The organism is Actinokineospora inagensis DSM 44258 (assembly GCF_000482865.1).
GTDB classification, from domain to species: domain Bacteria; phylum Actinomycetota; class Actinomycetes; order Mycobacteriales; family Pseudonocardiaceae; genus Actinokineospora; species Actinokineospora inagensis.
Map to the genome: position 1 here is coordinate 36,306 of NZ_AXWW01000015.1, position 21,873 is coordinate 58,178.

A 21,873-nucleotide genomic window follows, 5' to 3' on the forward strand; every position below is an offset into this window, starting at 1 on the left:
GGGAACCACCGGGCGCACCCTGGGGGCTGACACCCATGTCGGAGGGGGGTGACCACGGCGATGGCCAGGATCCTCGCGGTCGACGACGACCCGGATGTCCTGGAGGTGCTGCGGGCGCTGTTCGAACCCGCGGGCCACGACCTCGTGTGCGCGGACGACGGCCGCGCCGGTCTGCGCGCGCTGCACGAACAGCGACCGGACCTGATGTTGCTCGAACTCGGCGTCCCCGGGATGACCGGCTGGGCCGTGCTGCGCCGGGTCCGCGACCTGGCCGACCTGCCGGTTGTCCTGCTGACCGGCAACACCGGCGTCGCCGACAAGGTCCGCGGCCTGCGCGCGGGCGCCGACGACTACCTCACCAAACCGTTCTCGCCGAACGAACTGCTCGCCAGGGTCGAGGCCCTGCTGCGCCGCGCGGGCTGGACCGATGTCGCCCTGCGCCAGGTCTACGACGACGGCGTCGTCCGCATCGACCACCGCACCCGCCTCGTCACCGCCCGCGGCCGCGAGGTCGAGCTGACCGGCACCGAGTTCCGCCTGCTCAACGTCCTCGTCCGGGACGCGGGCGCCGTGCTGAGCCTGCCCGACCTGCTCGCCTCGGTCTGGGACGACCCCACCGGCATCGCTCCCGACCGCGTCAAGTTCGCCGTCCTGCGCCTGCGCCGCAAGCTCGGCTGGTCCGGCAACGGCTCACCTTTGTCGGCGGTGCGCGGCGTCGGGTACCGCTACCGGCCGGGCGGGGTGGGCGCGGACGAGGTGAGCCCGCTCAGCTCCAGCTAGTGGCCCGACCCAGGAGGTTGGCCGGGTCTCGACCTGCCCATACCCAACCAACCTCCTGGGTCGAGCCACTGAAACCGGCCGTGCCCGCCCAGCGGAGGCTGGACGGGCACGGGGTTGGGGGTGGGAGAGAACCTGCGGGTGGTGGGGAGAGCTACTTGGTGGCGCTCGCTGCGGCCTTCAGACCGGCGTAGTCGCCCGCGGCGAGCAGGCGGCGGGAGGTGTCGCAGGGGGCGCTGGCCGGGGTCATGACCTGGGCGGGGTCCTTGGCCTGGTCGACGTGGGCCAGGCCCGCGGTGTGCAGGCGCTCGTGGGTGAGGGTGGTCTGCAGGTCGTACTTGGCACCGGTGCAGTTGGCGGGCTTGGTGGTGAACCAGGTGTAGGCCACGTTGTCGATCAGGGTGTCGGAGGCGACCACCACGCCGCGGGCGTTGTAGTACGTGCAGGTGTAGGCGAGGACCTTGGTGGGCAGCGCGCCCCACCCGGTGACCGACTTGCCGTCGTTGCCGGTGCAGGTGCCGTTCGAGGCGACCTGCGGCTTGACGGTGGTGGTGCCGCCGTAGGTGAAGGTGCTGGTGGTGCTGGTGCTGGTCGGGAGGCCGCAGCGGTTGGTGCCCTTGGCCACGGTGGTGGTGGCGGCCTTGATGGTGTCCAGCGCGGTGCCCGCGACGGTGGTCGGGACGCCGGTGCCGTTGTACAGCCAGGTCAGGGTGCCGACCTTCCAGGACTTCAGCGCGTAGGTCTTGTCGGTGCAGGAGGTGTCGGTCGCGGCCGCGGCGGTGGACGTGGTGTTCGCGTCGCCGGTGCTGAAGTAGTCGGTGGTCGCGGCCGGGGTGCCGTCGCCGTCGAAGGTGTAGGCGGTGGCGGCGACGTAGAGGCCCTGGTCGTCGGCGGCGTTGGCGACCGGCTGCTCGGCCAGGAGGACGCTGCTGGCAGCGAGCACGGTGGCGAGTGCGGCGATCGTCTTGCTGCGGCGCATCGGTGTTCCCCTTCGGCTTCCTGGCTTGATGGGACAAGCCTGTTGGCCGGGGGGAGCGGACCGGGTACGCGGGCGGGTGTGTTTCGGGTGCGCTGCTTCCGTTCAGTGAATCCGCAGGTCAGGACCAGGAAATCTGTTCCAGGGCGGTCAGCGGGGCGCCGGTGGTGGCCGGGGCGGTGTCGGCGGCGAGCAGGGCGTCGGGGAAGGTGAGCGAGACCCGCTGCGCCAGGTCGGTCAGCGCAACCTGGTAGACCCGGAACTCGGCGAAGTCCAGCGCTTCCAACTCGTCCAGGTTCTGGCTCAGCACGAACGCGCTCGCCTTGAGCGCGCCGCCCTGCACCGAGGCGATGACCTTCCAGTACTCCCTGGGCAGCAGGGCGCCGCGGTAGGGCCGGTCGTCCTGGCGCAGCACCGGGCCGCCGAACACGCTGATCCGCAGGTGGTCGACCTCGACGTCGGCGTAGATGGCGTCTTCCAGCTTGCCCCACAGCCCGTCGCGCATGCTCTGGTTGAAGTCGTCCATCTGCGGGGTGATGTTGGTGAAGTAGAAGGAGTCCCGGTTGGCGCGCTGGGCGTCCGGGCCCCAGGTCAGGTCCGCGCGGCGGGCGATGTGGCCGCGGTCGAGCCGGTTGTCCTTGTAGACCTCGTCGCCGGTCTGCGCGGTCGCCGGGATGCGCGGGTCCTTGACGAACTGGAGGCCGGTGCGGGCCAGTTTCTGCATCTGCTTGCCGTCGACGTTCCACGCGACCCACAGCGCGAACTTGCGCGCGGTGCTCAACGCCAGCGAGAAGTGGGTGTAGTCGATCTTCGTGGACCCGTTGAGGACGAACGCGTCCCGCGCGGTCGTCGCGGCGAACCCGGGCGCGGGCAGCGCGAGGCCGAGGAACTGGGCGTCGTAGCCTGCGGCCTTGGCCGGTTTCGCGGCCTTCGCGGCCTCGATGTCCTCGGCCGCCGGGCGGCGCAGCGAGACCTGCAGCTTGTCGAACACCGACTGGGGCAGGCAGGCCAGCGCGTGCTCGTCCGGGTCGCCGGAGCCCTCACCGGCGAAGTGCAGGCCCGCCAACACCTTCGCGGGCCTGCCGTTGCCGGACTTGAACAGCCACGCCGCGCCCGAGTCGCCGCCCTGGCTGATCTGCCCGCCCGCGGGCTTGTGCGCCGGGTCGACGCCGATCTCGAAGCAGCCGACCTGCTGCACGCCGGCCGAGCCGCCGTAGTCCAGCTTGACGATCGTGTCGACCCTGCGCACCACGCCGTGCGTGACGCCGCTGGTCCGACCGCTCTTGACGACCTTGTCGCCCAGTTCCGGGTCGCCGATGTCCTCGGGTGCCACGTCGATGCCCAGCACCGACGGGTCGATCCCGCGTCCCACGACGGTCGCCACCGCCGCGTCCCCGGCGATGCCCAGGTAGGAGCGGGTCAGCTTGCCCAGGCCGTTGCGGTCGACGCGGTTGTCGTCGTAGGCGCCCGGCTGCACCACCTCGTCGCCGAGGACACCGGCCGCGCCGTTGAGCACGTGCCAGTTGCTGAGCACGTAAGGGGTTCCGTCTGCCTTGTCGTAGACGATGGCACCGATTGTGCCGCAGGTGACCTTCGGGTGCCCCACGCTCACCCCCGGCCGCACCGGATCGATCCGCACCTTGCGGTCGTCGGCCTGAGCTTCCTCGACGACCTTGAAGCTGGGCCGGTAGGAGCGCTCCAGGACGTCGGTGGGCACCTCGACCCCGGCGACGGTGATGCTTTCCGGCAGGGCGGTCGTGTTCAACCCGGGCAGCGCCTCCAGGCTGACCTTCGTGCCGACGGTGAACTGCACGGCGACCTGGTCGGTGTGCCTGCCGTCGACGACCTTGTGCCCGATGCCGATCGAGGTGACGTTCGGGTCCGCGAGGTAGGCCGCCCCCCGGGTGCGGACGAAGTCGCGTAACGCGCCGGTCAGGTCAGTGTTGTCCGGGGCCATGACGGCCTCCTTCACGCGCCGGGGGAACCGACGATGCGCGTGCTCACGCATCGTTGGCAAGGGTCCTGGATCAAGGGGCAGCGCGGACAGCACGGAGGGGCGAAATGCGGGTGTCCAACAGGCCAGCGGCAGTCGAACCCAACCGGCCGGAGCCTGTGGCGACGTGGGATGTCAAGTCGGGAACGATGCCGGGTGGGGACGTGGGGGTGGGTGGTGGGAGGGAGGGTTCCGGCGGTGGGCGGTGGTACAACCCGGACCGTCCGGTGCGGACGGTGTACGGGTCGGCTACCTGGTGTTGGTCCCGTCAGGGGTTCCAGGACTTGGACCGGACGCTTCCCTGTGTGGGTGAGCCGGTACTCTCCTAACTCGCGTACCGCGTGCGATTGCTGGCCCTGAGTTAGATTGATCTTGAATTGATCGAGCCTGTCACTCGCCGGGGGATAGTCCGTGCGGTGGGGTGAGTGGCAGTCGACGAGTGTGGAGAGCTGTGAAGCGGAACAGCGGGTCGCCCGCGAAGTCGACCACGACGATCCGGTCCCGGCTCACCGGCGTCGTGGTGGTGCCCAGCGTGATCCTGCTGGTCATGTGGGCGGTGTTCTCCTCCTACACCGTGTTCGACGGCATCTACCTCAAGGCGATCACCAACGGCGTCAAGGACGCCTCCATCCCCTCGGTCGACACCTTCGCCGCCCTCGAACGCGAGCGGCAGCTCACCATGACCGTGCTCAGCACGCCCAACCCGGACACGCTCGCGCTCAAGACCCAGCAGCAGGCCACCGACAAGGCCATCCAGGACCTGCGGACCGCGCTGGAGGCCCTGTCCAACGACGCGCCCGCCGAGGTCAGCGCCCGGGTCCAGGCGCTCAACCAGGCGCTGTCCCCGTTGCCGCAGCGCCGCGCCCAGGTCGAGTCCGGGCACGCCGACAAGATCGAGATCTACACCTACTACAACTCCGTGCTGGACGCGGGCACCGCGCTGTTCGACACCCAGGCGCGCAGCCTGCCGGACGTGGTCGCCGTGCAGTCCGGGCTCACCGCGACCGACATCTTCCGCGCCGCCGACCGGATGTCGCGCGCGTCGTCGCTGGGCTCGGCCGCCATCGCGAGCGGCACGTTCACCCCGAGCGACCACGTCGAGTTCGCCACCCTGGTCGGCTTCTACCGCACCTCGGTCGCCACGACCGTCACCTCGAGCACCGACCAGGTCCGCGCGCACTACCAGCGGTTGACCGGCTCGGAGTCCTGGCTGCGGCTCACCGCGTCCGAGAACGCCCTCATCGGCGCCGCCCCGAACACCGACACCGGCCGCGCCACCAACGGCAGGCGCGCCGAACCGGCCACGCTGCCGATCGGCCTCGCCGACTGGGAGGCCACCACCCAGTCGGTGTCCGAGGAGCTGCTGAAGCTGGCCATCGAGGAGGCCAGCGACGGCGTGCAGTTGGGTCTGCAGCGCGCCGACGACAAGTTCTTCCAGGTGATCATCGGCAGCCTGATCGCGCTGCTGGCCGTGGTCACCGGCATCGTGCTGGCCGTGCGGATCTCCCGCAGGCTGGTCAACAAGGCCCTGGTCACCCGGCTCGACCAGCTCAAGAACGACTCGCTGCGGCTGGCGCACGAGATGCTGCCCGGCATCGTCGACCGGCTCCGCCTGGGCGAACGGGTGGACGTGGGCACCGAGGTGCCGCCGCTGGACTACGGCACCGACGAGATCGGCCAGGTGGCCGACGCGTTCAACGCCGCCCAGTACACCGCCATCGCCGCCGCCGTGAAGGAGAGCCAGGCCCGCGAGGGCGTCAACCGCGTCTTCCTCGGCATCGCGCACCGCCACCAGGGCCTGGTACACCGCCAGCTCAAGATCCTGGACAAGATGGAGCGCGAGGAGGAGAACGCCGAGCACCTCGACTCGCTGTTCCAGCTCGACCACCTCGCCACCCGCGCCAGGCGCAACGCGGAGAACCTGATCATCCTGGCCGGCGAGCAGCCCGGCCGCCAGTGGCGCAAACCCGTGCGGCTGCTCGACATCCTGCGCGCCGCGGTCGCCGAGACCGAGCAGTACGTGCGGGTCCGGGTCCGCCAGGTGCCGGACGTGGCGCTCAACGGCGTCGCCGTCGCCGACACCATCCACCTGGTCGCCGAGCTGGTCGACAACGCCGCGTCGTTCTCGCCGCCGCGTTCCCAGGTCGAGGTCTACACCAGCCAGGTGTCCGGCGGGGTCGTGGTGGAGATCGAGGACCACGGCCTGGGCATGACCGCCGAGGACCGTGAGCAGGCCAACCAGATGCTCGCCCACCCGCCCGAGTTCGACGCGATGGCGCTGCGCGGCGAGTCCCGGCTCGGTCTGTTCGTGGTGGCCCGGCTGGCCGCGCGCCGCGCGATCCGGGTGGAGCTGCGCGAGTCGCCCTACGGCGGCACGGTCGCGCTGGTGTTCATCCCGGCCGACATCGTCGCCGACACCCCGGAGTTCGTGCCGGAGAGCGACACCCCCAGCCCGCGCCCGCGCAAGGCCATCGACCGCGCGGCGACCCTCGCCGACGACACGCTGGTCGAGCTGGTGCCGGGCGGGCAGCGCGGCGGCATCGACAAGTTCTGGTCCGACGCGCCCGATGACGCTCCGTCCGCGGATTTCACGGCCGACCTGGCACAGTGGCCGTTGACGGACGAGGAGGCGCCCGCGGGCGCCATGGACGCAAGCGGGGTCGAGAACGGGGTGGGCGACTCGTCGCACACGGACAACCGCCTCGGCATGGTCATCGGTCCGGTCGACGGCGCAGTCGACCGCAACGCCGACCGCCACGTCGAGGGCACGCGGTCCGACGCAGCCAGGGCGGACGAGCCTGCCGGGGTGGACGGGCTCGCCGACGCGGGGCCGTCGGCGCCGGGGGAGCGGCCCCGGTTGCCGCGCCGCAAGCGGCAGCAGAACCTGGCGCCGCAGTTGCGGGCCGAGCCGTTGCTGCCGGACCTGGCGGCCGACCCGGACCTCAGCGAGCAGAACGCCGAACGGGTGCGGGACACGATGGCCGCGTTCCAGCGCGGCACCAGGCAGGCGCGGCGCACCGACGGGGCGCAGCAGTGAACCCCCCTGGCGCGGCGGTGGGGTCGACGGCGGGGACGATCGCGAAGGGACAGACCGAGGTGAACGACAAGATCGGCCAGGACCAGCAGCTCAACTGGCTTTTGGACGACCTGGTCCGCAGGGTGGTGGGGATCCGCCACTCGGTCGTGCTCTCCGCAGACGGGCTGCTGCTCGGCCGCTCCGCGGAGCTGTCCAAGGACGACTCCGAGCACCTGTCGGCGATGGCGTCGGCGTTCCAGAGCCTGGCCCGCGGCACCGGCCGCCAGTTCGGCGGCGGCCAGGTCCGGCAGACCATCGTGGAGATGGACCACGCGTACCTGTTCGTCACCGCGGCGGGCCGCGGCGCCTGCCTCGCGGTGCTCGGCGAGGAGGACGCGGACGTGGGCATGATCGCCTACGAGATGAACATGCTGGTCAAGCGGGTCGGCGCGCACCTGGCCTCGGCCCCGCGCGGCGGCGCGTCGCTCACCGTCCCCGGCCGCCGTCCGTCGTGATGTCCGGCGAGGGCGACTGGTGGTTCGACGAGGCCGCCGGGCCCATGGTCCGGCCCTACGCGATGACCAGGGGCCGGACCCGACCCAACGCGCCGAACCTGAACCTGGTCACCCAGGTCCGGGCGACCCGCAGGCCGTCGGACCCGTCCACGCTGACCCCGGAGCACCTGCGGATCGTCGAGCTCTGCCAGGTGCCGCTCTCGGTCGCCGAGGTGGCCGCCTACCTGAACGTGCCGCTGGTGGTGGTCAAGGTGCTCATCTCCGACCTGATCGAACGCGGCGACGTGCAGACCGGGGCGCTGTTCCAAACCTCGGAGATCGCCGACACGAAGCTCCTGCAAGCGGTACTCGATGGCATTCGGAGGATCTGAACAGGTGAGCGACACCCCGGTGGTCCCCACCTCCATCAAGATCGTCGTGGCGGGCGGCTTCGGCGTCGGCAAGACCACCATGGTCAACTCGGTCAGCGAGATCCCGCCGCTGCGCACCGAGGAGGTGCTGACCGAGGCAGGCGTCGGCATCGACGACATGCGCGGCATCGAGGGCAAGGAGACCACCACGGTCGCCCTGGACTTCGGCCGCATCACCATCAACGCGCAGGTCGTGCTGTACCTGTTCGGCACGCCGGGGCAGAACCGGTTCTGGTTCATGTGGGACGAGTTGGCGCACGGCGCGCTCGGCGCGATCGTGCTCGTCGACACCCGCCGCCTGGACTCCAGCTTCCCGTCGATCGACTTCTTCGAGCGCCGCGACATCCCGTTCATCATCGCGGTCAACGGGTTCGAGGGCGCCTGGGAGCACACGGTCGACGAGGTCCGCCAGGCCCTGGACATCGACCCGGGCGTGCCGGTGGTCAACTGCGACGCGCGGGTGCGGGAGTCGAGCAAGGACGTGCTGGTGCACCTCGTGCAGTACACCATGGACCTGCTGGACAAGGCGCCGGTCTGAGCCCGCGCGGGTTCCGGACACCGAACCGGACACCGTGTTAGCGTGGGTGGCATGACCTCGCCGGATGGCTGCAGCACCGGGCCGAGTACCGGGCCGGGTAGCGCCCGGCCCCCGTCCCGGCCCGACGCGCCCGCGGCAGCCGCCCGGTGCTGATCCTCGTCGGCCTGATCTCGGTCGCGGTGCTCACCGCGGCGACCGGTTACTTCGTCGCCCAGGAGTTCGCCTACGTCGCCGTCGACCGAGGCAGGCTCCAGGCGCTCGCCGAGGACGGCGACAAGGCCGCCGAGCGGGCCTACCGGGTCACCCAGCGGCTGTCGTTCACCCTGTCCGGCGCGCAGTTCGGCATCACCGTCACGGCCCTGCTCGTGGGTTACGTGTCCGAGCCGTACCTGGGTGTCGGCATCGCCGACCTGCTCGGCTTGCCCGAGGCGGTCTCCGCCGTCGTGTCGGTGGTGTTGGCCCTGCTCGTGTCCACCGTCGTGCAGATGGTGTTCGGCGAGCTCGCGCCGAAGAACCTGGCCATCGCGCGCGCCGAGGCGGTCGCCAAGGCGCTGAGCCGGTCCACCCTCGCCTACCTCGTGGTCGCGGGCCCGCTGATCCGGTTGTTCGACGCGGCGTCGACCCGGCTGCTGCGGGCGGTCGGCATCGAGCCGATCGAGGAGCTGCCGCAGGGCGCGACCGCCGAGGACCTGCGCGGCATCATCGACGAGTCGCACCAGGGCGGTCACCTCGACGCGGGCACGACCCGGTTGTTGGAGGGCGGCCTGGACTTCCGCACGCTCACCGCCGGTCAGGTCATGACGCCCCGGGTGGACGTGCACCTGCTGCGGGCCGACGACCCGGCGGTCCGCGCGGTGGAGTTGCTGGACACCGGGCGGTCCCGGTTCCCCGTCGTCGGCGCGGACATCGACGACGTGATCGGCGTGGTGGGTCTGGCCGAGGTGCTGACCGTCGCGCCCGCCGACCGCGCGCGGGTCTCGGCCAGGGAGATCGCGACCGCGCCGCTGTTCCTGCCGGACAGCCTCCCGCTGCCGGAGGTCCTGGAGCGGCTGCGCGCCGAGCACCGGCAGCTCGCCTGCGTGGTCGACGAGTTCGGCGGGTTCGCCGGGGTCGTGTCGTTCGAGGACGTCGCCGAGGAGGTCGTCGGCGAGATCCTGGACGAGGACGACCACGCGGAGGTACGCGCCGTCGCGCACCCGGACGGGTCCTGGTCGGTGCCCGCGCGGTGGCGGGTGGACGAGGTCGCCGAGGTCACCGGCATCGAGCTGCCGGAGAGCGTCGGGTACGACACGGTCAGCGGGTTGGTCATGCAGCACCTGGGGCGGGTGCCGCGGCCGGGTGACCACATCGAGGTGGCGGTCGCCGACCTCGACGAGGTCAGGCGAACCGCCGTCGTGTCGGTCACCGAGGTCCACCGGCACGTGCCGCGGACGGTGTTGGTGTCGGTGGTATCGGCGGTGTCGTCATGAGCACCGGTGCCGCCCTGCTCGTGTCGTTGGTCCTGTTGGTGGCCAACGCTTTCTTCGTGGCGGCCGAGTTCGCGTTGGTCGCCAGCAAGCGCCACCGGCTGGAAGAGGCGGCGGCCGGGGGCAGCCGGTCGGCGCGGGCGGCGGTGGCCGGGACCCGGGAGCTGTCGGTGATGCTCGCGGGCGCGCAGTTGGGCATCACGCTGTGCACGCTGGGGCTCGGCGCGCTGGCGAAACCGGCGGTGGCGCACCTGCTCGACCCGCTGTTCACCGCGCTGGGCCTGGCCGAGGCGTGGAGTTACCCGATCGCGTTCGTGCTCGCCGTGGTGATCGTGGTGTTCCTGCACATGGTGGTGGGGGAGATGGCGCCCAAGTCGTGGGCGATCTCGCACCCGGAGCGCTCCGCCCAGTTGCTGGCGTTGCCGTTCCGGGCGTTCACCCGCTGCACCCGCCCGGTGCTGACCCTGTTGAACGGCCTGGCGAACGCGACGCTGCGCGCGGTCGACGTCGAACCGCAGGACACCGTCGCCCAGGCGCACGGACCCGACGACCTGCGGGTCCTGCTGCGCGCGTCCCGGGAACACGGGCTGCTGCCCGACCACCAGCACCAGCTCCTCACCGGCGTGCTGCAGGTCCAGCACACCACCGTCGGGCAGGTCATGGTCCCGCGCGACCTGATGATCACCATCGCCGAGTGGGCCACCGCCGCCGACATCGAGGACGCCTGCCGCGCGGTCGGCCGCTCCCGGCTGGTCGTGGTCGACGACGCCGACAACCCCATCGGCATCGTGCACGTGCGCGAAGCCGTCCGGGCTACGTTGGTGTCCTCCGCCGCCACCGCCCGCGACCTGATGACCCCGCCCCTGCTGCTGTCCGCCGACATGACCGCCGCCGACGCCGTCGCCCGCATGCGCGCCGAACGCGCCCAACTCGCCCTCGTGACGCGGCCGGGTGAGCGGGAACCGATCGGCCTGGCGGCCTTGGAGGACTTGTTGGAGGAGATCCTCGGTGAGTTCGAGGACGAGACGGACGACAGCGGCGGTCCAGGACGAACCGCCTGATCCATCCCGCCCAGCGGCCCTGCCTGCGACCGGTGTCACATCGGACGTCCGACCGGCGATAGGTTTGTCGTGATCGAAGTCTGTACCGATGAAGGCTGGTCGCCACCGGTCGCCGGGATCTACCCGTTCGGGCGGCCCGCGTTGCGCCGCTCGCCGCGCGTGCCGTGGACCGCGCACGCCGCCGCTTTCGTCCTCGGTGTCCACGCGGGCGCCCTGCGGGTCCGCTGGACCCGCCCGACCGGCGGCCCGATCGCCGCCCTCGCCGTCGACGACGAACCCGAGTGGTGCCCCACCGACCCCGACCACACCTCCCGGATCGACGCCTGGCGGCACACCGTCGGCTGGCGGCCCGAGTGGGGCACCGTCGACTTCGCGGGCCACGACCCGGCCCGGTTGCTGCGCACCGAGGTCCTCGACCCCCTCGGCCTCGACCCCCGCGCCGTCTACTCCACCGACTGCCTGCCCACGTACCTGGTCAAGTCCGGTGCCCGCCAGGACCGCGCCATCGCCCAGTACAACGCCTTCGCCGTCAGCGCGGGCCTGCCCCGCGCCACCCTGCACCACCGCCCCGACACCCGCTCCCTGGTCCACCAGGCCCTCCGCCAGGAAGGCCGTGAACTGCTGGGCCAACTCCGCGACGCCGACGCCCCCGTCGTCATCACCCTCGGCAAGGAGGCCGCCGACGTCTTCGCGGGCCTGGCGGGCGTCGACCGGGTCCCCTTCCGCCTGACCGGCGACTACGGCACCCCCCGCCAAGTCCCCCTCGGCGGCCGCGACCTGTGCTGGTACCCCCTCATCCACCCGGCAACCCGCCGCGGCGCGGGCTGGCGCAACACCCACACCCGATGGGTGCTGGAACAAACGGTGGGCTAGCTGCGCCGCGCGATTGCTCCCGGCGTGGTCCCCGGTGCCGTGCGACGATCCGGGGACGCGATCCGGAAGGAGTCGGCCATGCGCAGCACCCCGGTCACGATCGTCGGCGGTGGGCTCGGTGGCCTCACGTTGGCGCGCGTGCTGCACATCAACGGCATCGCGGCCACTGTCTACGAGGCGGAGGACTCGCCGACGGCGCGCACGCAAGGGGGCATGCTCGACATCCACGAGCACAACGGCCAACGGGCGCTCGAAGCGGCCGACTTGGTCGACGAGTTCCGCAGCATCATCCTGCACGGCCACGAGGCCATGCGGATCCTCGACCGCGACGGCACTGTCCTGTTCGACGAGCCCGACGACGGCACAGGGTCCCGACCCGAGGTGCACCGCGGTGAGCTCCGGCGAATCCTGCTCGAGTCCCTGCCCGACCACACCGTCCGCTGGGGGCACAAGGTCACCGGCGTCCGGGACCACGAGCTGACCTTCGCCAACGGCGCCACCGTCACCACGGACCTACTGGTCGGCGCGGACGGGGCGTGGTCCCGAGTCCGCGCACTGCTCTCCGACGCCACCCCCGAGTACGTCGGCACCTCCTACATCGAGACCTACCTCCACGACAGCGACACCCGCCATCCCACCACCGCGAAAGCCGTGGGCGGCGGTTCGATGTTCGCGCTCGCCCCCGGCAAGGGAATCCAGGCCCACCGCGAAAGCAACGGCACCCTGCACGCCTACGTGCAACTGACCAAGCCGCGCGACTGGTTCGACGACATCAGCCCCGCCCGTGTGGCGAAGGAGTTCGACGGGTGGGCGCCCGAGCTCACCGCGTTGATCACCGAGGGCGAGCCGCCGCGCGTGCTGCGGCCCATCACCACGCTCCCGTTGGACCACTGCTGGGACCGCGTGCCCGGGGTGACCCTCATCGGCGACGCCGCCCGCCTGATGCCGCCGTCCGGGGAAGGCGCGAACCTGGCCATGTTCGACGGCGCCGAGCTCGGTCGGGCGATCGCCGAGCACGGCGACGACGTCGAGGCCGCGCTGACCCAGTACGAGCAGGCCCTTTTCCCGCGCAGCGCCGAAACGGCCGCCGAGGGCGTGGACATCTTCCGCATCGTCTGCTTCGACGACGACGCGCCGCGGCGCCTGCTCGCGATGTTCGCCTAGTGCCTATGCCTGTGGGGCCGGGGTTGGTGTGGTCATCTCGCGGGAGCCGCCTGCCTTGGTGCGGCGGCGGGGTTCGCGGCCCGCCGGGGCGGATGGGGTGGGGAACTCGGGTGGGGCCGGGATGCCCAGGGTCACCTCGCCGTCGATCACGACCTCGGTGCCGTGGTGGGTGGTGTGCACCGGGTCGCCCGCGATGAGGCGGTAGGTGGCCTGGTCGGCGGTGATCTCGACCTGGATCCGGCTGCCGCGGAAGCACATCCGGAACGCGACCCTGGTCAGCGCGGACGGGAGCCGGGGGGCGAAGGTGAGGGCGCCGCCGTGGTCGCGCATGCCGCCGAGACCGGCGACGATCGCCTGCCACGCGCCCGCCAGCGAGGCCATGTGCAGGCCGTTGGCGACGTTGTTGTGCAGGTCGTTCAGGTCGGTCAGGGCCGCTTCGGCCAGGTAGGCGTAGGCGAGGTCCATGTGCCCGCACTCCGCGGCGATCACCGACTGGGTGCCCGCGGACAGCGACGAGTCCCGCACCGTCCTGGCCTCGTAGTAGGCGAAGTCGCGGGCCTTCTGCTCCAACGTGAACACCTCGCCGCGCAGGTGCAGCGCCAGCACCAGGTCGGCCTGCTTGACGACCTGCCGCCGGTACAGCTCGAAGTACGGGTAGTTCAGCAGCAGCGGGTAGTTCTCGCCCGGGGTGTTCTCGAAGTCCCATTCCTCGTGCGCGGTGAACCCCTCGGCCTGCTGGTGCACCTGGAGCAGGTCGTCGTACGGGACGCGCATGCGCTCGGCGGCCACCCGCCACTGGTCGGTCTCCGTTGCGGTGACGCCCAACCGCCGCGCCACCTCGGGGTTGCGTTCGCAGGCGGCGATGGCCTCGGTGAAGTTCTTCTGCGCCATCAGGTTCGTGTAGACGTTGTTGTCCACCACCGCCGAGTACTCGTCCGGGCCGGTGATGCCGTCGATGCGGAACCCGTCGTGCGGGTCGTGGTGGCCCAGCGACCACCACAGCCGCGCCGTCTCCACCAGCAGCTCCGTGCCCGCCTCGGCGTCGAACTCGGTGTCCTGGGTGGCCGCGTGGTAGCGGGCGACGGCGTCGGCGATGTCGGCGCTGACGTGGAACGCCGCCGTCCCCGCGGGCCAGTACGCCGAGCACTCCTGCCCGTTGATCGACCGCCACGGGAACGCCGCGCCCCGCTTGGCCAGCACCCTGGCCCGCTCCTGGGCCAGCGGCAGCGTCGCGTGCCGCCACCGCAACGCGTCCCGCGCCGCCTCCGGCATCGTGTACGTCAGCACCGGCAGCACGAACGTCTCGGTGTCCCAGAACGCGTGACCGTCGTAGCCCGGTCCGGTCAGGCCCTTGCCCGGGATGGCCCGGCTCTCGCCGCGCGCCCCGGCCTGCAGGATGTGGAACAGCCCGAGCCGGATCGCCTGCTGCAGCTCGTCGTCCCCGTCGACCTCGACGTCGGCCGACTCCCAGAAGTCCGCCAGGAACTCCTCCTGCTCGGCCAGCAGCCCGTCCCACCCGGTCTGCCGCGCCCCGGCCAGCGCCGCCTCCACCTGCGCGCGCAGCGCCGGGCCGGACCGGGAGCTCGACCAGCCGTAGCCGATGTACTTGGTCAGCCCCAACACCCCGCCCAACGGGATGTCGGCGGCCAGGGTCAGCCGGGCCAGGTCGGCCTCGGCGGAGATCTCGGCGCGCAGACCGGGTGTGTCGTCGACGTCGTGGTCCATGCCCGCCGCGATCCGCAGCCCGGACTCCCGGGTGCGGTGCACCAGCACGGCCCGGGTCCCCTCGCAGCGGTACGACTCGGTCGCCAGCGGCGCCTTCAACGCGGCCGCCACCCGCGGGTCCCGGGTCGCGGACTCGATCGGCTCGTTGGCCAGCAGGTCCGACTGCACCACCAGTTGCGTCGGCCGCGGCCCGCCGTCGTCCGCGGCGACCGGCTCGACCTCATAGCGGATCGCGGCCACCGCGCGCTGGGTGAACGACACGAGCCGCCGCGTCCGCACCCGCACCCGCCGCCCGGTCGGCGACTCCCACAGCGTGTCCCGGCTGAGCACCCCGGTGCGGAAGTCCAGCGCCCGGTGGTGTTCCAGCGCCCGCCCGTACCGCATGTCCAGCGGCTCGTCCTCGACCAGCAGCCGGATGATCTTGCCGTCGGTCACGTTCACCACGGTCTGCCCGGCCTCCGGGTAGCCGTACCCGGCCTCCGCGTAGGGCAGCGCGTGCGCCTCGTAGAACCCGTTGAGGTAACTGCCCGGCAGCCCCACCGGCTCACCCTCGTCGAGCGACCCGCGCAGCCCCACGTGCCCGTTGGACAGCGCGAACACCGATTCCGTCCGGTGCAACTGGTCCACCGCGAGCCCGGTCCACCGCAGCTCCCACGGCGCCAGGTCGAACCCGCCGCTCACCGGTCCTCCAACAGGTCCGCCAGGTCGTCGACCACCACGTCCGCCCCGTGTTCGCGCAACTGCTCGGCCTGGTCGGCCCGGTTGACGCCGACGACGTAGCCGAACCCGCCCGCGCGCCCGGCCTGCACCCCCGAGAGGGCGTCCTCGAACACCGCCGCCTCGCCGGGGTCGACGTCGAGCGCCCGTGCCCCGGCCAGGAACGAGTCCGGGGCCGGTTTGCCGCGCAACCGCCGCTCGGTGATCGTGATCCCGTCCACCCTGGCCTGGACGTACCGGGTCAGGTCGGCCACCGCCAGCACGTGCTCCCCGTTGGCCGACGAGGTCACCACCGCGATCTTCAACCCGGCCGCCTTGGCCGCGTCGAGGTAAGCGACCGAACCGGGGTAAGGGGTGACACCGCGCTCGTCGATCAGCTTGAGCAGCGCCTCGTTCTTGCGGTTGCCGACCCCGTTGACCGTCTCCGCGTCCGGTGGGTCGTCCGCGCTTCCCTCGGGCAGCCGGACCCCGCGCGCGGACAGGAAGGTGCGCACCCCGTCGGCGCGCGGTCGGCCGTCGACGTAGGCGTTGTAGTCGTGCTGGGTGAACGGGGACGTGTCACCGTCGTGGCGACCGGCGAGGAACGCGTCGAAAGTCTGCTTCCAGGCGATCTCGTGCAGGGTCGCGGTACTGGTCAGCACGCCGTCGAGGTCGAACAGGCAGGCGCGGACTCCGTCGGGCAGACCGATCATGCCTGAACGCTACCGGCGGCGCGGCGGCCGGGCAGGTCGACCAGGCGGGTCCACCCGGGCGAATCCGCCGCGCCCGGGTGGGACCCGACGTGGTTCACGCTGCCGCTGACGCGCCGCGACTGGGAGAATGCCCGCATGCCCGACGCAACGACCCCGCCGCCGCTGCTCGACGTCGCCTTGGACGAGCACCCGGACGGGGCCGTCGTGGTCCGCCCGGCGGGCGAGATCGACCTGCTCACCGCGCCCCGGTTCGCCCAGGGCATGGCCGCCGCCGTCGACGGCGGTGCCCGGCTGGTGGTGGTCGACCTGGACCGGGTGTCCTTCTTCGGCTCGGCCGCGGTGGCGAACCTGGCCAGGGCCGCCGAGCGCGCCGACGAGCGCGGCATCCGGTTCCGGCTGGTGGTCGGCGAGTCGATGGCGGCCAGGGTGCTGGAGATCAGCGGCCTGTCCGAGGTGCTGGAGTTGCGCGCCAGCGTCGCCGACGCGCTGGCGGGCTAGTCGACACGCCTGCGGGCTGGGTCGACGCGCGGGCCGACCGGACAACGGGTCTTTATCGGTTACCGCGGGGTTACTCCGGAGAGTGACCAACGCCACCTCCAGTCGGGAACGCACGGGGCGGTCCGCTCGTTGGACCGGATGTCGCCACGGGGGAACGGGCGCGGACGTTTCCCGGCTGGTGTTCCCCCCAACACGCTGGACGCACTCCCGTCCGCCCCCGTGTGCGACACCCAGCCGCCGACCGGACAACCCCCCACCCCAGTCCGGTCGGCGGCCACCCCGGGTCGCCCGCCCCGTCGCCAGTTGATCACCCAGCGTGGCTTGGGGGTCCCGCTAACGCGGGCGTTTCCCCCCGACCGCCACCGGGTATCGCGCAGGGCGTGAGTATCGCGATCGAGCCGTGGCAGACCCGCGGCGCCTGCCGTTCGGTGCCGACCGAGCGCTTCTTCAGCCCCGACAACGAGCGGGGCAGGGCCCGGGACCGCCGGGTCCGCGCGGCCAAGCAGGTGTGCTCGTCCTGCCCGGTCCTGCGCCGCTGCCGCGACCACGCCCTGCGCACCGCCGAGCCCTACGGCGTCTGGGGCGGCCTCGACGAACACGAACGCGCCGAACTCCGCCGCCGCGCCCGCCAACGCTGCCAAGTCCAAGCCCCGGTGTAACGGCACGATCCACCGGACACCACGCTGCGGGCCCTTACTCTTCGATCATGGCTTCGCGGAGGAGGGTAAGGGTCTTGGTCAGCAGGCGGGAGACGTGCATCTGGGACAGGCCGATCTGTTCGGCGATCTGGCTCTGCGTCAGGTTCCCGTAGAAGCGCAGCAGCAGGATGCGCCGTTCGCGGTCGGGCAGTCGGGCCAGCAGCGGTTTGAGCGTCTCGTGGTACTCCACGCCCGCGAGTGCCTTGTCCTCCACCCCGATGCGGTCGCCCATGGACTTCGTGTCCTCGTCGGGGCCCAGGACCTCGTCCAGGGAGCGGCTCCGGTATCCGGCGCCCGCTTCCAGGCCCGCGTAGATGTCCTCCACCGGGAGTTCCAGCCGCGCCGCGAGTTCGCGCGGGGTGGGCGCGCGGCCGATGCGCTGCGCCATGTCCGCGGTGGCCGCGGCGATGCTCAGGTGCAGTTCCTTGAGCCTGCGCGGTACCCGCACCGACCAGCCGGTGTCCCGGAAGTGTCTGCGCACCTCGCCCATGACCGTGGGGACGGCGAAGGACAGGAAGTCGGCGCCGCGGTCGGCGTCGAACCGGTCCACCGCGTTGATCAGCCCGACCGTGGCGACCTGCAGCAGGTCGTCGTAGGGCTCGCCGCGGTTGGCGAAGCGCTGGGCGACGTGTTGGGCGATCGGGAGGAACCCGGTGACCAGTTCGTCGCGCAGCCGGTGTCGACAGGGGTCGTCGGCGGCCAGCGCGCCGAACTCGACCAGCGACGGGGTGAGGTGCGCGTACCCGGTGTTGTCCGCCCGCCGGGTCCAGCCCGCCAAGTGCGTCTGCGTCACGCGTCGGCCGTCCTTCGCGCCATCCGGAACTCGATCACCAGGTCGGCGAAGACCTCCCCGGGGTGCACCTCGCAGCTCAGCGACTCGGCCAGCGCGCCGAGCAGCGACCAGCCCAGCCCGGACCGCGTGGGCGGCGCCTCGTCGAGGACCTGGACCGAGCAGCGCACGGTGACCTCGTCGCGGCCCACGTCGAAGCGCACGGTCAGCGACCCGAACGGCAGGGCCCGTGCCAGCAGCAGCGTGCACGCCTCGTCCACCAGCAGCCGCAGGTCGGCCACGGAGTCCATGTCGTAGTCGCGGCGGATGGCCACGGCGGCGGAGACGGTGCGCACCAGCGACAGTTGGGCCAGGGTCGCGTCCACGCGGAGGTCGACCAGCTCACCCGGGTTCGCGCGCATGTCCTCACTCCTGTGTCCGGTGGATCTCCAGGTGCCGCGAACCGATCTGCCCTTCCGCGACGAGGTGGGGGCGGTCGAGGCCCGATCCAGGCGGTGGGGTCGCGGTGAGGTCACTCGGGCCGGTTACCCAGCCTGCCGACTCCCACACCTCTGTAGCTGCCCCGCGTCGTTCCCAGGGGGTGGGGGCACAGGAGTAACCGCACGTGGTCCTGGGTAGCCCAGCGGCATGAACCGCACGGGAACGAGCGATGTGAGCGCGCGCGAGCCGACCACCGGTGAACTCGTCGGCAAGCTCGGCGAGCAGGTGTCCCGGCTGGTGCGCGACGAACTGGCGCTGGCCAAGGCCGAGCTGCGCGACAAGGGCAAGCAGGCCGGCCTCGGTGCCGCCCTGGGCGGGACGGCCGGGGTGCTCGTCTGGTTCGCCGTCGGGACCCTGGTGGCCGCCGCGGTCGCCGGACTGGCGGTGGTGTGGCCGGTGTGGGCGGCGGCGCTGGTCGTGGCGGGGGTGTTGCTCGTGGTCGCGGCGGGCCTGGCCGGTTGGGCGGCCAGGAGCGTGCGGCGCGCGACCCCACCCATCCCGGAGCAGGCGATCGACAGCACCCGCCGCGACATCGAGGCCGTGAAGGAAGGAGCGCACCGATGAACCGGCCCGGCCAACGGGAGTTGCGCGAGGAGATCGAGCAGACCCGCGAGGAACTCGCCGACACCGTCGACGCGCTGGCCGCCAAGGCCGACGTGCGGCACCGGGTCGGCGAGAAGATCGGGCAGAAGACCGAGCAGGCCCTGGAGCGGGCGGGTGAGGCGGTCGTGGTCGTGCGCCGCAACCCGGTGCCGGTCGCGGCCATCGCCGCCGTCGTCGTCGCGGCCGTGGTCGCCCTGCTGGTCCGGCGGGGGAGGTGAGCCGTGCGGCTGCTGTACCGACCGCTCAGCCTGCTCATCAGCGTTCTCGGTGGCCTGCTCGCGGGCACGGTGTTCAAGCGGGCGTGGCGCACGGTGTCCGGCGACGACGAACCACCCGAGGCGACCTCCCCGGACCACTCCACCCGCGAGGTCCTGCTCGCCGCGCTGCTGCAGGGCGCGATCTTCGGCGTGGTCAAGGCGAGCGTGGACCGGGCGGGCGCCAAGGGCTTCCGCAGGCTGACCGGGAAGCACCTGGACGAGGACTGAGCCGGTCGGGCCGCGCCCACCGGTCAGTCCGCGCTCTGGTCGTCGGCGTCCGCGGTGACCCGCTCGACCGAGATGGGTTCGACGGTCTGCTTGCGGGCGTAGTCCTCGATCGGCGCGCTGCTCCGGTCGGCCAGGTCGTCGGTCTTGCGGGCGTCCTGCGCGTCCGCGGTCTCCAGATCCGTGTTGTCGCTGTTGTTGTCGTTGTCGCTTTTCGTGTCTGTTCGGTGATCCTGGGTCACGCCCGGCGGGTATCCAACCCGGGTGCCCACCACACCCGTCCGCCGGATTCCGTTGGTCCGTTCGCCGTCGGTGTTGCGTGGGATCGGCGCCGGGTAGAGGCTGACCGGCGGGACGGCCGGGCGTACCGCGTCGTCGACCGGCACCGGGTGGCGTGAGGGGGCACGGAGCTGCACGTCATGGACCCCGAGTCGGTCGGCTTCGAGTTCGCGCCCACCATCCTGTGGATGTTCGCCGGGCCGGACCACCGCGTGCTGGCCGCGAACCGGTTGGCCAGGGCCAGCGTCGGCGACCGGCCGGGGCTGATCGGCACCCCGATCCGGGACGCGGTGCCCGAGGCGGCGGGCCAGCAGGTGTTCGAGCTGCTGGACCAGGTCGCGCTGACCGGGGAGCCGCAGTTGGGCGCCGAGCGCCGGGTCGAGGTCGACGCGACCGGCACCGGTGAGCTGGTGGAGCGGTACTTCACCTACAGCGTGGTGCGCGCGTTCGCCGCGGACGGCACCCCGGTGCTGATCGCGCACGGCATCGACGTCACCGAGCCCGTACGGCGCCGCCGGGCCGCCGAGGCCGAGGCCGCCGACGCGCGCGAACGGCTGGCCGCCGAGCGCAGGGTGGTCCTCCAGTTGCAGACCAGCCTGCTGCCAACGGGCCTGCCGCTGCTGCCCGACCTCGGTCTGAGCGCGGCGTACGTCCCGGCGGGGGAGTGGCTGACCGCGGGCGGCGACTGGTACGACGTGGTCCCGATGCCCGGTGACCGCCTCGGGTTCGTGCTCGGTGACGTCGTGGGCCACGGACCCATCGCGTCCGGTGCCATGGGGCAGCTTCGCGCGGTCGCGGCCGAACGCCTGGTGCGAGGCGGCACGGTGACCGAGGTGCTGCACGCGTTGGACACCGTGGCACGCATGTCGTCGGAAGCCCGAGGGTCGTCGGTGTGTGTGGCAGTGCTCGACCGACTCACCCGCGTACTGGAGTACGGCAGCAGGGGCCACCCGCGGCCGTTGTTGTTGGGCGCTGACGGTGTCCCGAGCTTCCTCGAAGGTCCGATCGGCCCGCCGCTGGCGTTCGGCGGGCGGGACACGCCGGTGTCGTACTCCACCCTGAGCCCCGGGGAGACGCTGGTCTTCTACTCCGACGGTGTCATCGAGGCCCCCGGCCGGGGCTACCACGACGCCCGCGACCGGCTCGCCGAGTGCGTCGCCCACGTCGCGTCGCTCGGCGTGGAACCCCGGGACCTGCCAGAGCGGTTGTGCGCGGCCGTGGCAGTCATGGTCGACAACCAGACCTCCCGTGACGATGTCAGCGTCCTCGCCGCCACCGTGCTCACCGACCCCGCGCCCACCCTGGACTTGGCGCTACCGGGCACCGCGGACCAACTCGCCGTCGTCCACCGCGAACTCAACCGGTGGCTCGACGCGCTGTCCGTGCACCGCGACGACCGCACCGCCATCGCCCTGTGCGTGGTCGAGGCGGTCACCAACTCCATCGAACACGGCTACCGCGACTACACCGGCACCGTGACCGTCCTCGGCGAACTCGACGGCATCGGCGGCGTCGAGGTCACGGTGTCCGACAACGGCATCTGGCGCGAACCCGTCGAACGGAGCCCTTACCGCGGTCGCGGCATGCTGATGATGCGCGAATGCAGCGACGAACTGTCGGTCGACGCCGCCGACAACGGCACCACCGTCCACATGCGACGAACCGTGCGCAGGCCCCCGGTGCCCCTGCCCGAGTTCGGCCTGGCCGACCACGCCCCGGTGCCGCACACGATCTCGGTGAAAACCGAGTCCACCGGCGCCACGGTCCGGGTCCTGGCCTCCGGCGTGGTGGACTCGTCCAACGCGGGCGAACTCCGCGCCGCCCTCCAGGAAGCGGCCCGCAGCGGAGTCGGCACCTGCGTCCTCGTCCTGGATGGAGTGGACCTCCTCGCCAGCGCTGCCCTCCGCGTCCTCTATGAACAGGCAGCCGACCTCCGCGCCGCCGGCCGCACTCTTACCCTGATCGCCGCCCCCGCCAGCCCAGCGGCGGCCGCCCTCATCGCCAGCGGACTCGACCAAGTGCTGCCGGTCGCCGAGCAGGACTGATCCGCGCGCGTGGTCATGGAGCGGAGAATGTCGGCTTGAGCGGCCGTTCACCCGGGGTCAGCCCGGTGCCGAAGA

At 72.0% G+C, this 21,873-nt stretch carries 23 protein-coding genes; 15 read left to right on the forward strand and 8 right to left on the reverse strand.

Going from position 1 to position 21,873, the window contains the following annotated elements:
• Positions 1-60 precede the first annotated feature (60 nt).
• Positions 61-780 carry a response regulator transcription factor gene (locus H504_RS0105645; RefSeq protein ID WP_026421986.1) on the forward strand — a complete coding sequence of 240 codons (720 nt, stop codon included), beginning with the start codon at positions 61-63 and terminating at the stop codon, positions 778-780.
• Between the two features lie 151 nt (positions 781-931).
• Here H504_RS0105645 and H504_RS0105650 read toward each other — a convergent pair whose 3' ends face one another.
• The 3 genes from H504_RS0105650 to H504_RS41825 all read right to left on the reverse strand — a co-directional run bounded on the left by H504_RS0105650 (position 932) and on the right by H504_RS41825 (position 4,295).
• Positions 932-1,756 (reverse strand): hypothetical protein, encoded by an 825-nt coding sequence (locus tag H504_RS0105650; RefSeq protein ID WP_026421987.1) that lies wholly within the window; start codon positions 1,754-1,756, stop codon positions 932-934.
• 118 nt (positions 1,757-1,874) lie between these two features.
• Complete coding sequence (locus H504_RS0105655; RefSeq protein WP_026421988.1) at positions 1,875-3,710, reverse strand: DNA/RNA non-specific endonuclease; 1,836 nt, start codon at positions 3,708-3,710, stop codon at positions 1,875-1,877.
• A 426-nt stretch (positions 3,711-4,136) separates the two neighbouring features.
• Positions 4,137-4,295, reverse strand: a complete 159-nt coding sequence (locus H504_RS41825) for a hypothetical protein (RefSeq protein WP_169735329.1) — start codon at positions 4,293-4,295, stop codon at positions 4,137-4,139.
• On the opposite strand from H504_RS41825, the gene H504_RS0105660 reads away from it, so the two are divergent.
• The 8 genes from H504_RS0105660 (at position 4,279) to H504_RS0105695 (ending at position 12,789) form a co-directional block, all read left to right on the forward strand.
• Positions 4,279-6,783, forward strand: a complete 2,505-nt coding sequence (locus tag H504_RS0105660) for a nitrate- and nitrite sensing domain-containing protein (protein WP_245614081.1) — start codon at positions 4,279-4,281, stop codon at positions 6,781-6,783. The two genes, H504_RS41825 and H504_RS0105660, sit on opposite strands and share 17 nt — an antisense overlap.
• 59 nt (positions 6,784-6,842) lie before the next feature.
• Positions 6,843-7,277: a roadblock/LC7 domain-containing protein gene (locus H504_RS0105665; RefSeq protein ID WP_026421990.1), complete on the forward strand. Its 435-nt coding sequence runs from the start codon at positions 6,843-6,845 to the stop codon at positions 7,275-7,277.
• Positions 7,277-7,648 carry a DUF742 domain-containing protein gene (locus tag H504_RS0105670; RefSeq protein ID WP_026421991.1) on the forward strand — a complete coding sequence of 124 codons (372 nt, stop codon included), beginning with the start codon at positions 7,277-7,279 and terminating at the stop codon, positions 7,646-7,648. Before H504_RS0105665 ends, H504_RS0105670 begins: the two co-directional genes overlap by 1 nt.
• The gene (locus H504_RS0105675) at positions 7,629-8,225 is read left to right on the forward strand and encodes a GTP-binding protein (RefSeq protein ID WP_026421992.1); all 597 of its coding nucleotides are present in this window, start codon (positions 7,629-7,631) and stop codon (positions 8,223-8,225) included. The genes H504_RS0105670 and H504_RS0105675 overlap by 20 nt, the downstream gene beginning before the upstream one ends.
• 146 nt (positions 8,226-8,371) lie before the next feature.
• Positions 8,372-9,694, forward strand: a complete 1,323-nt coding sequence (locus tag H504_RS0105680) for a hemolysin family protein (RefSeq protein ID WP_026421993.1) — start codon at positions 8,372-8,374, stop codon at positions 9,692-9,694.
• Positions 9,691-10,752 (forward strand): hemolysin family protein, encoded by a 1,062-nt coding sequence (locus H504_RS0105685; RefSeq protein WP_026421994.1) that lies wholly within the window; start codon positions 9,691-9,693, stop codon positions 10,750-10,752. Before H504_RS0105680 ends, H504_RS0105685 begins: the two co-directional genes overlap by 4 nt.
• 69 nt (positions 10,753-10,821) lie before the next feature.
• Positions 10,822-11,625: a hypothetical protein gene (locus H504_RS0105690; protein WP_026421995.1), complete on the forward strand. Its 804-nt coding sequence runs from the start codon at positions 10,822-10,824 to the stop codon at positions 11,623-11,625.
• Between the two features lie 78 nt (positions 11,626-11,703).
• Positions 11,704-12,789, forward strand: a complete 1,086-nt coding sequence (locus H504_RS0105695) for an FAD-dependent oxidoreductase (RefSeq protein WP_026421996.1) — start codon at positions 11,704-11,706, stop codon at positions 12,787-12,789.
• Between the two features lie 3 nt (positions 12,790-12,792).
• Here H504_RS0105695 and H504_RS0105700 read toward each other — a convergent pair whose 3' ends face one another.
• Together H504_RS0105700 and H504_RS0105705 are read right to left on the reverse strand one after the other, a co-directional pair.
• Positions 12,793-15,195, reverse strand: coding sequence for a glycoside hydrolase family 65 protein (locus H504_RS0105700; protein WP_026421997.1), 2,403 nt, complete (start codon positions 15,193-15,195; stop codon positions 12,793-12,795).
• Positions 15,192-15,923, reverse strand: a complete 732-nt coding sequence (locus H504_RS0105705; RefSeq protein ID WP_026421998.1) for an HAD family hydrolase — start codon at positions 15,921-15,923, stop codon at positions 15,192-15,194. Before H504_RS0105705 ends, H504_RS0105700 begins: the two co-directional genes overlap by 4 nt.
• A gap of 135 nt (positions 15,924-16,058) precedes the next feature.
• Between H504_RS0105705 and H504_RS0105710 the strand changes: the two genes are divergently transcribed.
• On the forward strand, positions 16,059-16,421 hold the full coding sequence (locus tag H504_RS0105710; protein WP_026421999.1) for an STAS domain-containing protein: 363 nt from the start codon (positions 16,059-16,061) through the stop codon (positions 16,419-16,421).
• A 380-nt stretch (positions 16,422-16,801) separates the two neighbouring features.
• Positions 16,802-17,080 carry a WhiB family transcriptional regulator gene (locus tag H504_RS0105715; RefSeq protein ID WP_245614082.1) on the forward strand — a complete coding sequence of 93 codons (279 nt, stop codon included), beginning with the start codon at positions 16,802-16,804 and terminating at the stop codon, positions 17,078-17,080.
• Between the two features lie 34 nt (positions 17,081-17,114).
• On the opposite strand, the gene H504_RS0105720 is transcribed toward H504_RS0105715, so the two are convergent.
• Together H504_RS0105720 and H504_RS0105725 are read right to left on the reverse strand one after the other, a co-directional pair.
• Complete coding sequence (locus H504_RS0105720) at positions 17,115-17,912, reverse strand: SigB/SigF/SigG family RNA polymerase sigma factor (RefSeq protein ID WP_026422001.1); 798 nt, start codon at positions 17,910-17,912, stop codon at positions 17,115-17,117.
• Positions 17,909-18,310 (reverse strand): ATP-binding protein, encoded by a 402-nt coding sequence (locus tag H504_RS0105725; RefSeq protein ID WP_026422002.1) that lies wholly within the window; start codon positions 18,308-18,310, stop codon positions 17,909-17,911. The genes H504_RS0105720 and H504_RS0105725 overlap by 4 nt, the downstream gene beginning before the upstream one ends.
• 226 nt (positions 18,311-18,536) lie before the next feature.
• Between H504_RS0105725 and H504_RS0105730 the strand changes: the two genes are divergently transcribed.
• The 3 genes from H504_RS0105730 to H504_RS0105740 are packed head-to-tail and all read left to right on the forward strand — an operon-like array spanning position 18,537 to position 19,477.
• Positions 18,537-18,953, forward strand: a complete 417-nt coding sequence (locus H504_RS0105730) for a phage holin family protein (protein WP_026422003.1) — start codon at positions 18,537-18,539, stop codon at positions 18,951-18,953.
• Positions 18,950-19,210: a DUF3618 domain-containing protein gene (locus tag H504_RS0105735; protein ID WP_026422004.1), complete on the forward strand. Its 261-nt coding sequence runs from the start codon at positions 18,950-18,952 to the stop codon at positions 19,208-19,210. The genes H504_RS0105730 and H504_RS0105735 overlap by 4 nt, the downstream gene beginning before the upstream one ends.
• 3 nt (positions 19,211-19,213) lie before the next feature.
• Positions 19,214-19,477, forward strand: a complete 264-nt coding sequence (locus H504_RS0105740; protein WP_026422005.1) for a DUF4235 domain-containing protein — start codon at positions 19,214-19,216, stop codon at positions 19,475-19,477.
• Positions 19,478-19,500: 23 nt separating this feature from the next.
• Here the strand turns inward: H504_RS0105740 and H504_RS0105745 are convergent, their stop codons facing one another.
• Positions 19,501-19,890 (reverse strand): hypothetical protein, encoded by a 390-nt coding sequence (locus tag H504_RS0105745; RefSeq protein ID WP_157440234.1) that lies wholly within the window; start codon positions 19,888-19,890, stop codon positions 19,501-19,503.
• 3 nt (positions 19,891-19,893) lie between these two features.
• Here H504_RS0105745 and H504_RS0105750 point away from each other — a divergent pair, with 3 nt between their 5' ends.
• Positions 19,894-21,798 carry a SpoIIE family protein phosphatase gene (locus tag H504_RS0105750; protein WP_026422007.1) on the forward strand — a complete coding sequence of 635 codons (1,905 nt, stop codon included), beginning with the start codon at positions 19,894-19,896 and terminating at the stop codon, positions 21,796-21,798.
• Positions 21,799-21,873 lie beyond the last annotated feature (75 nt).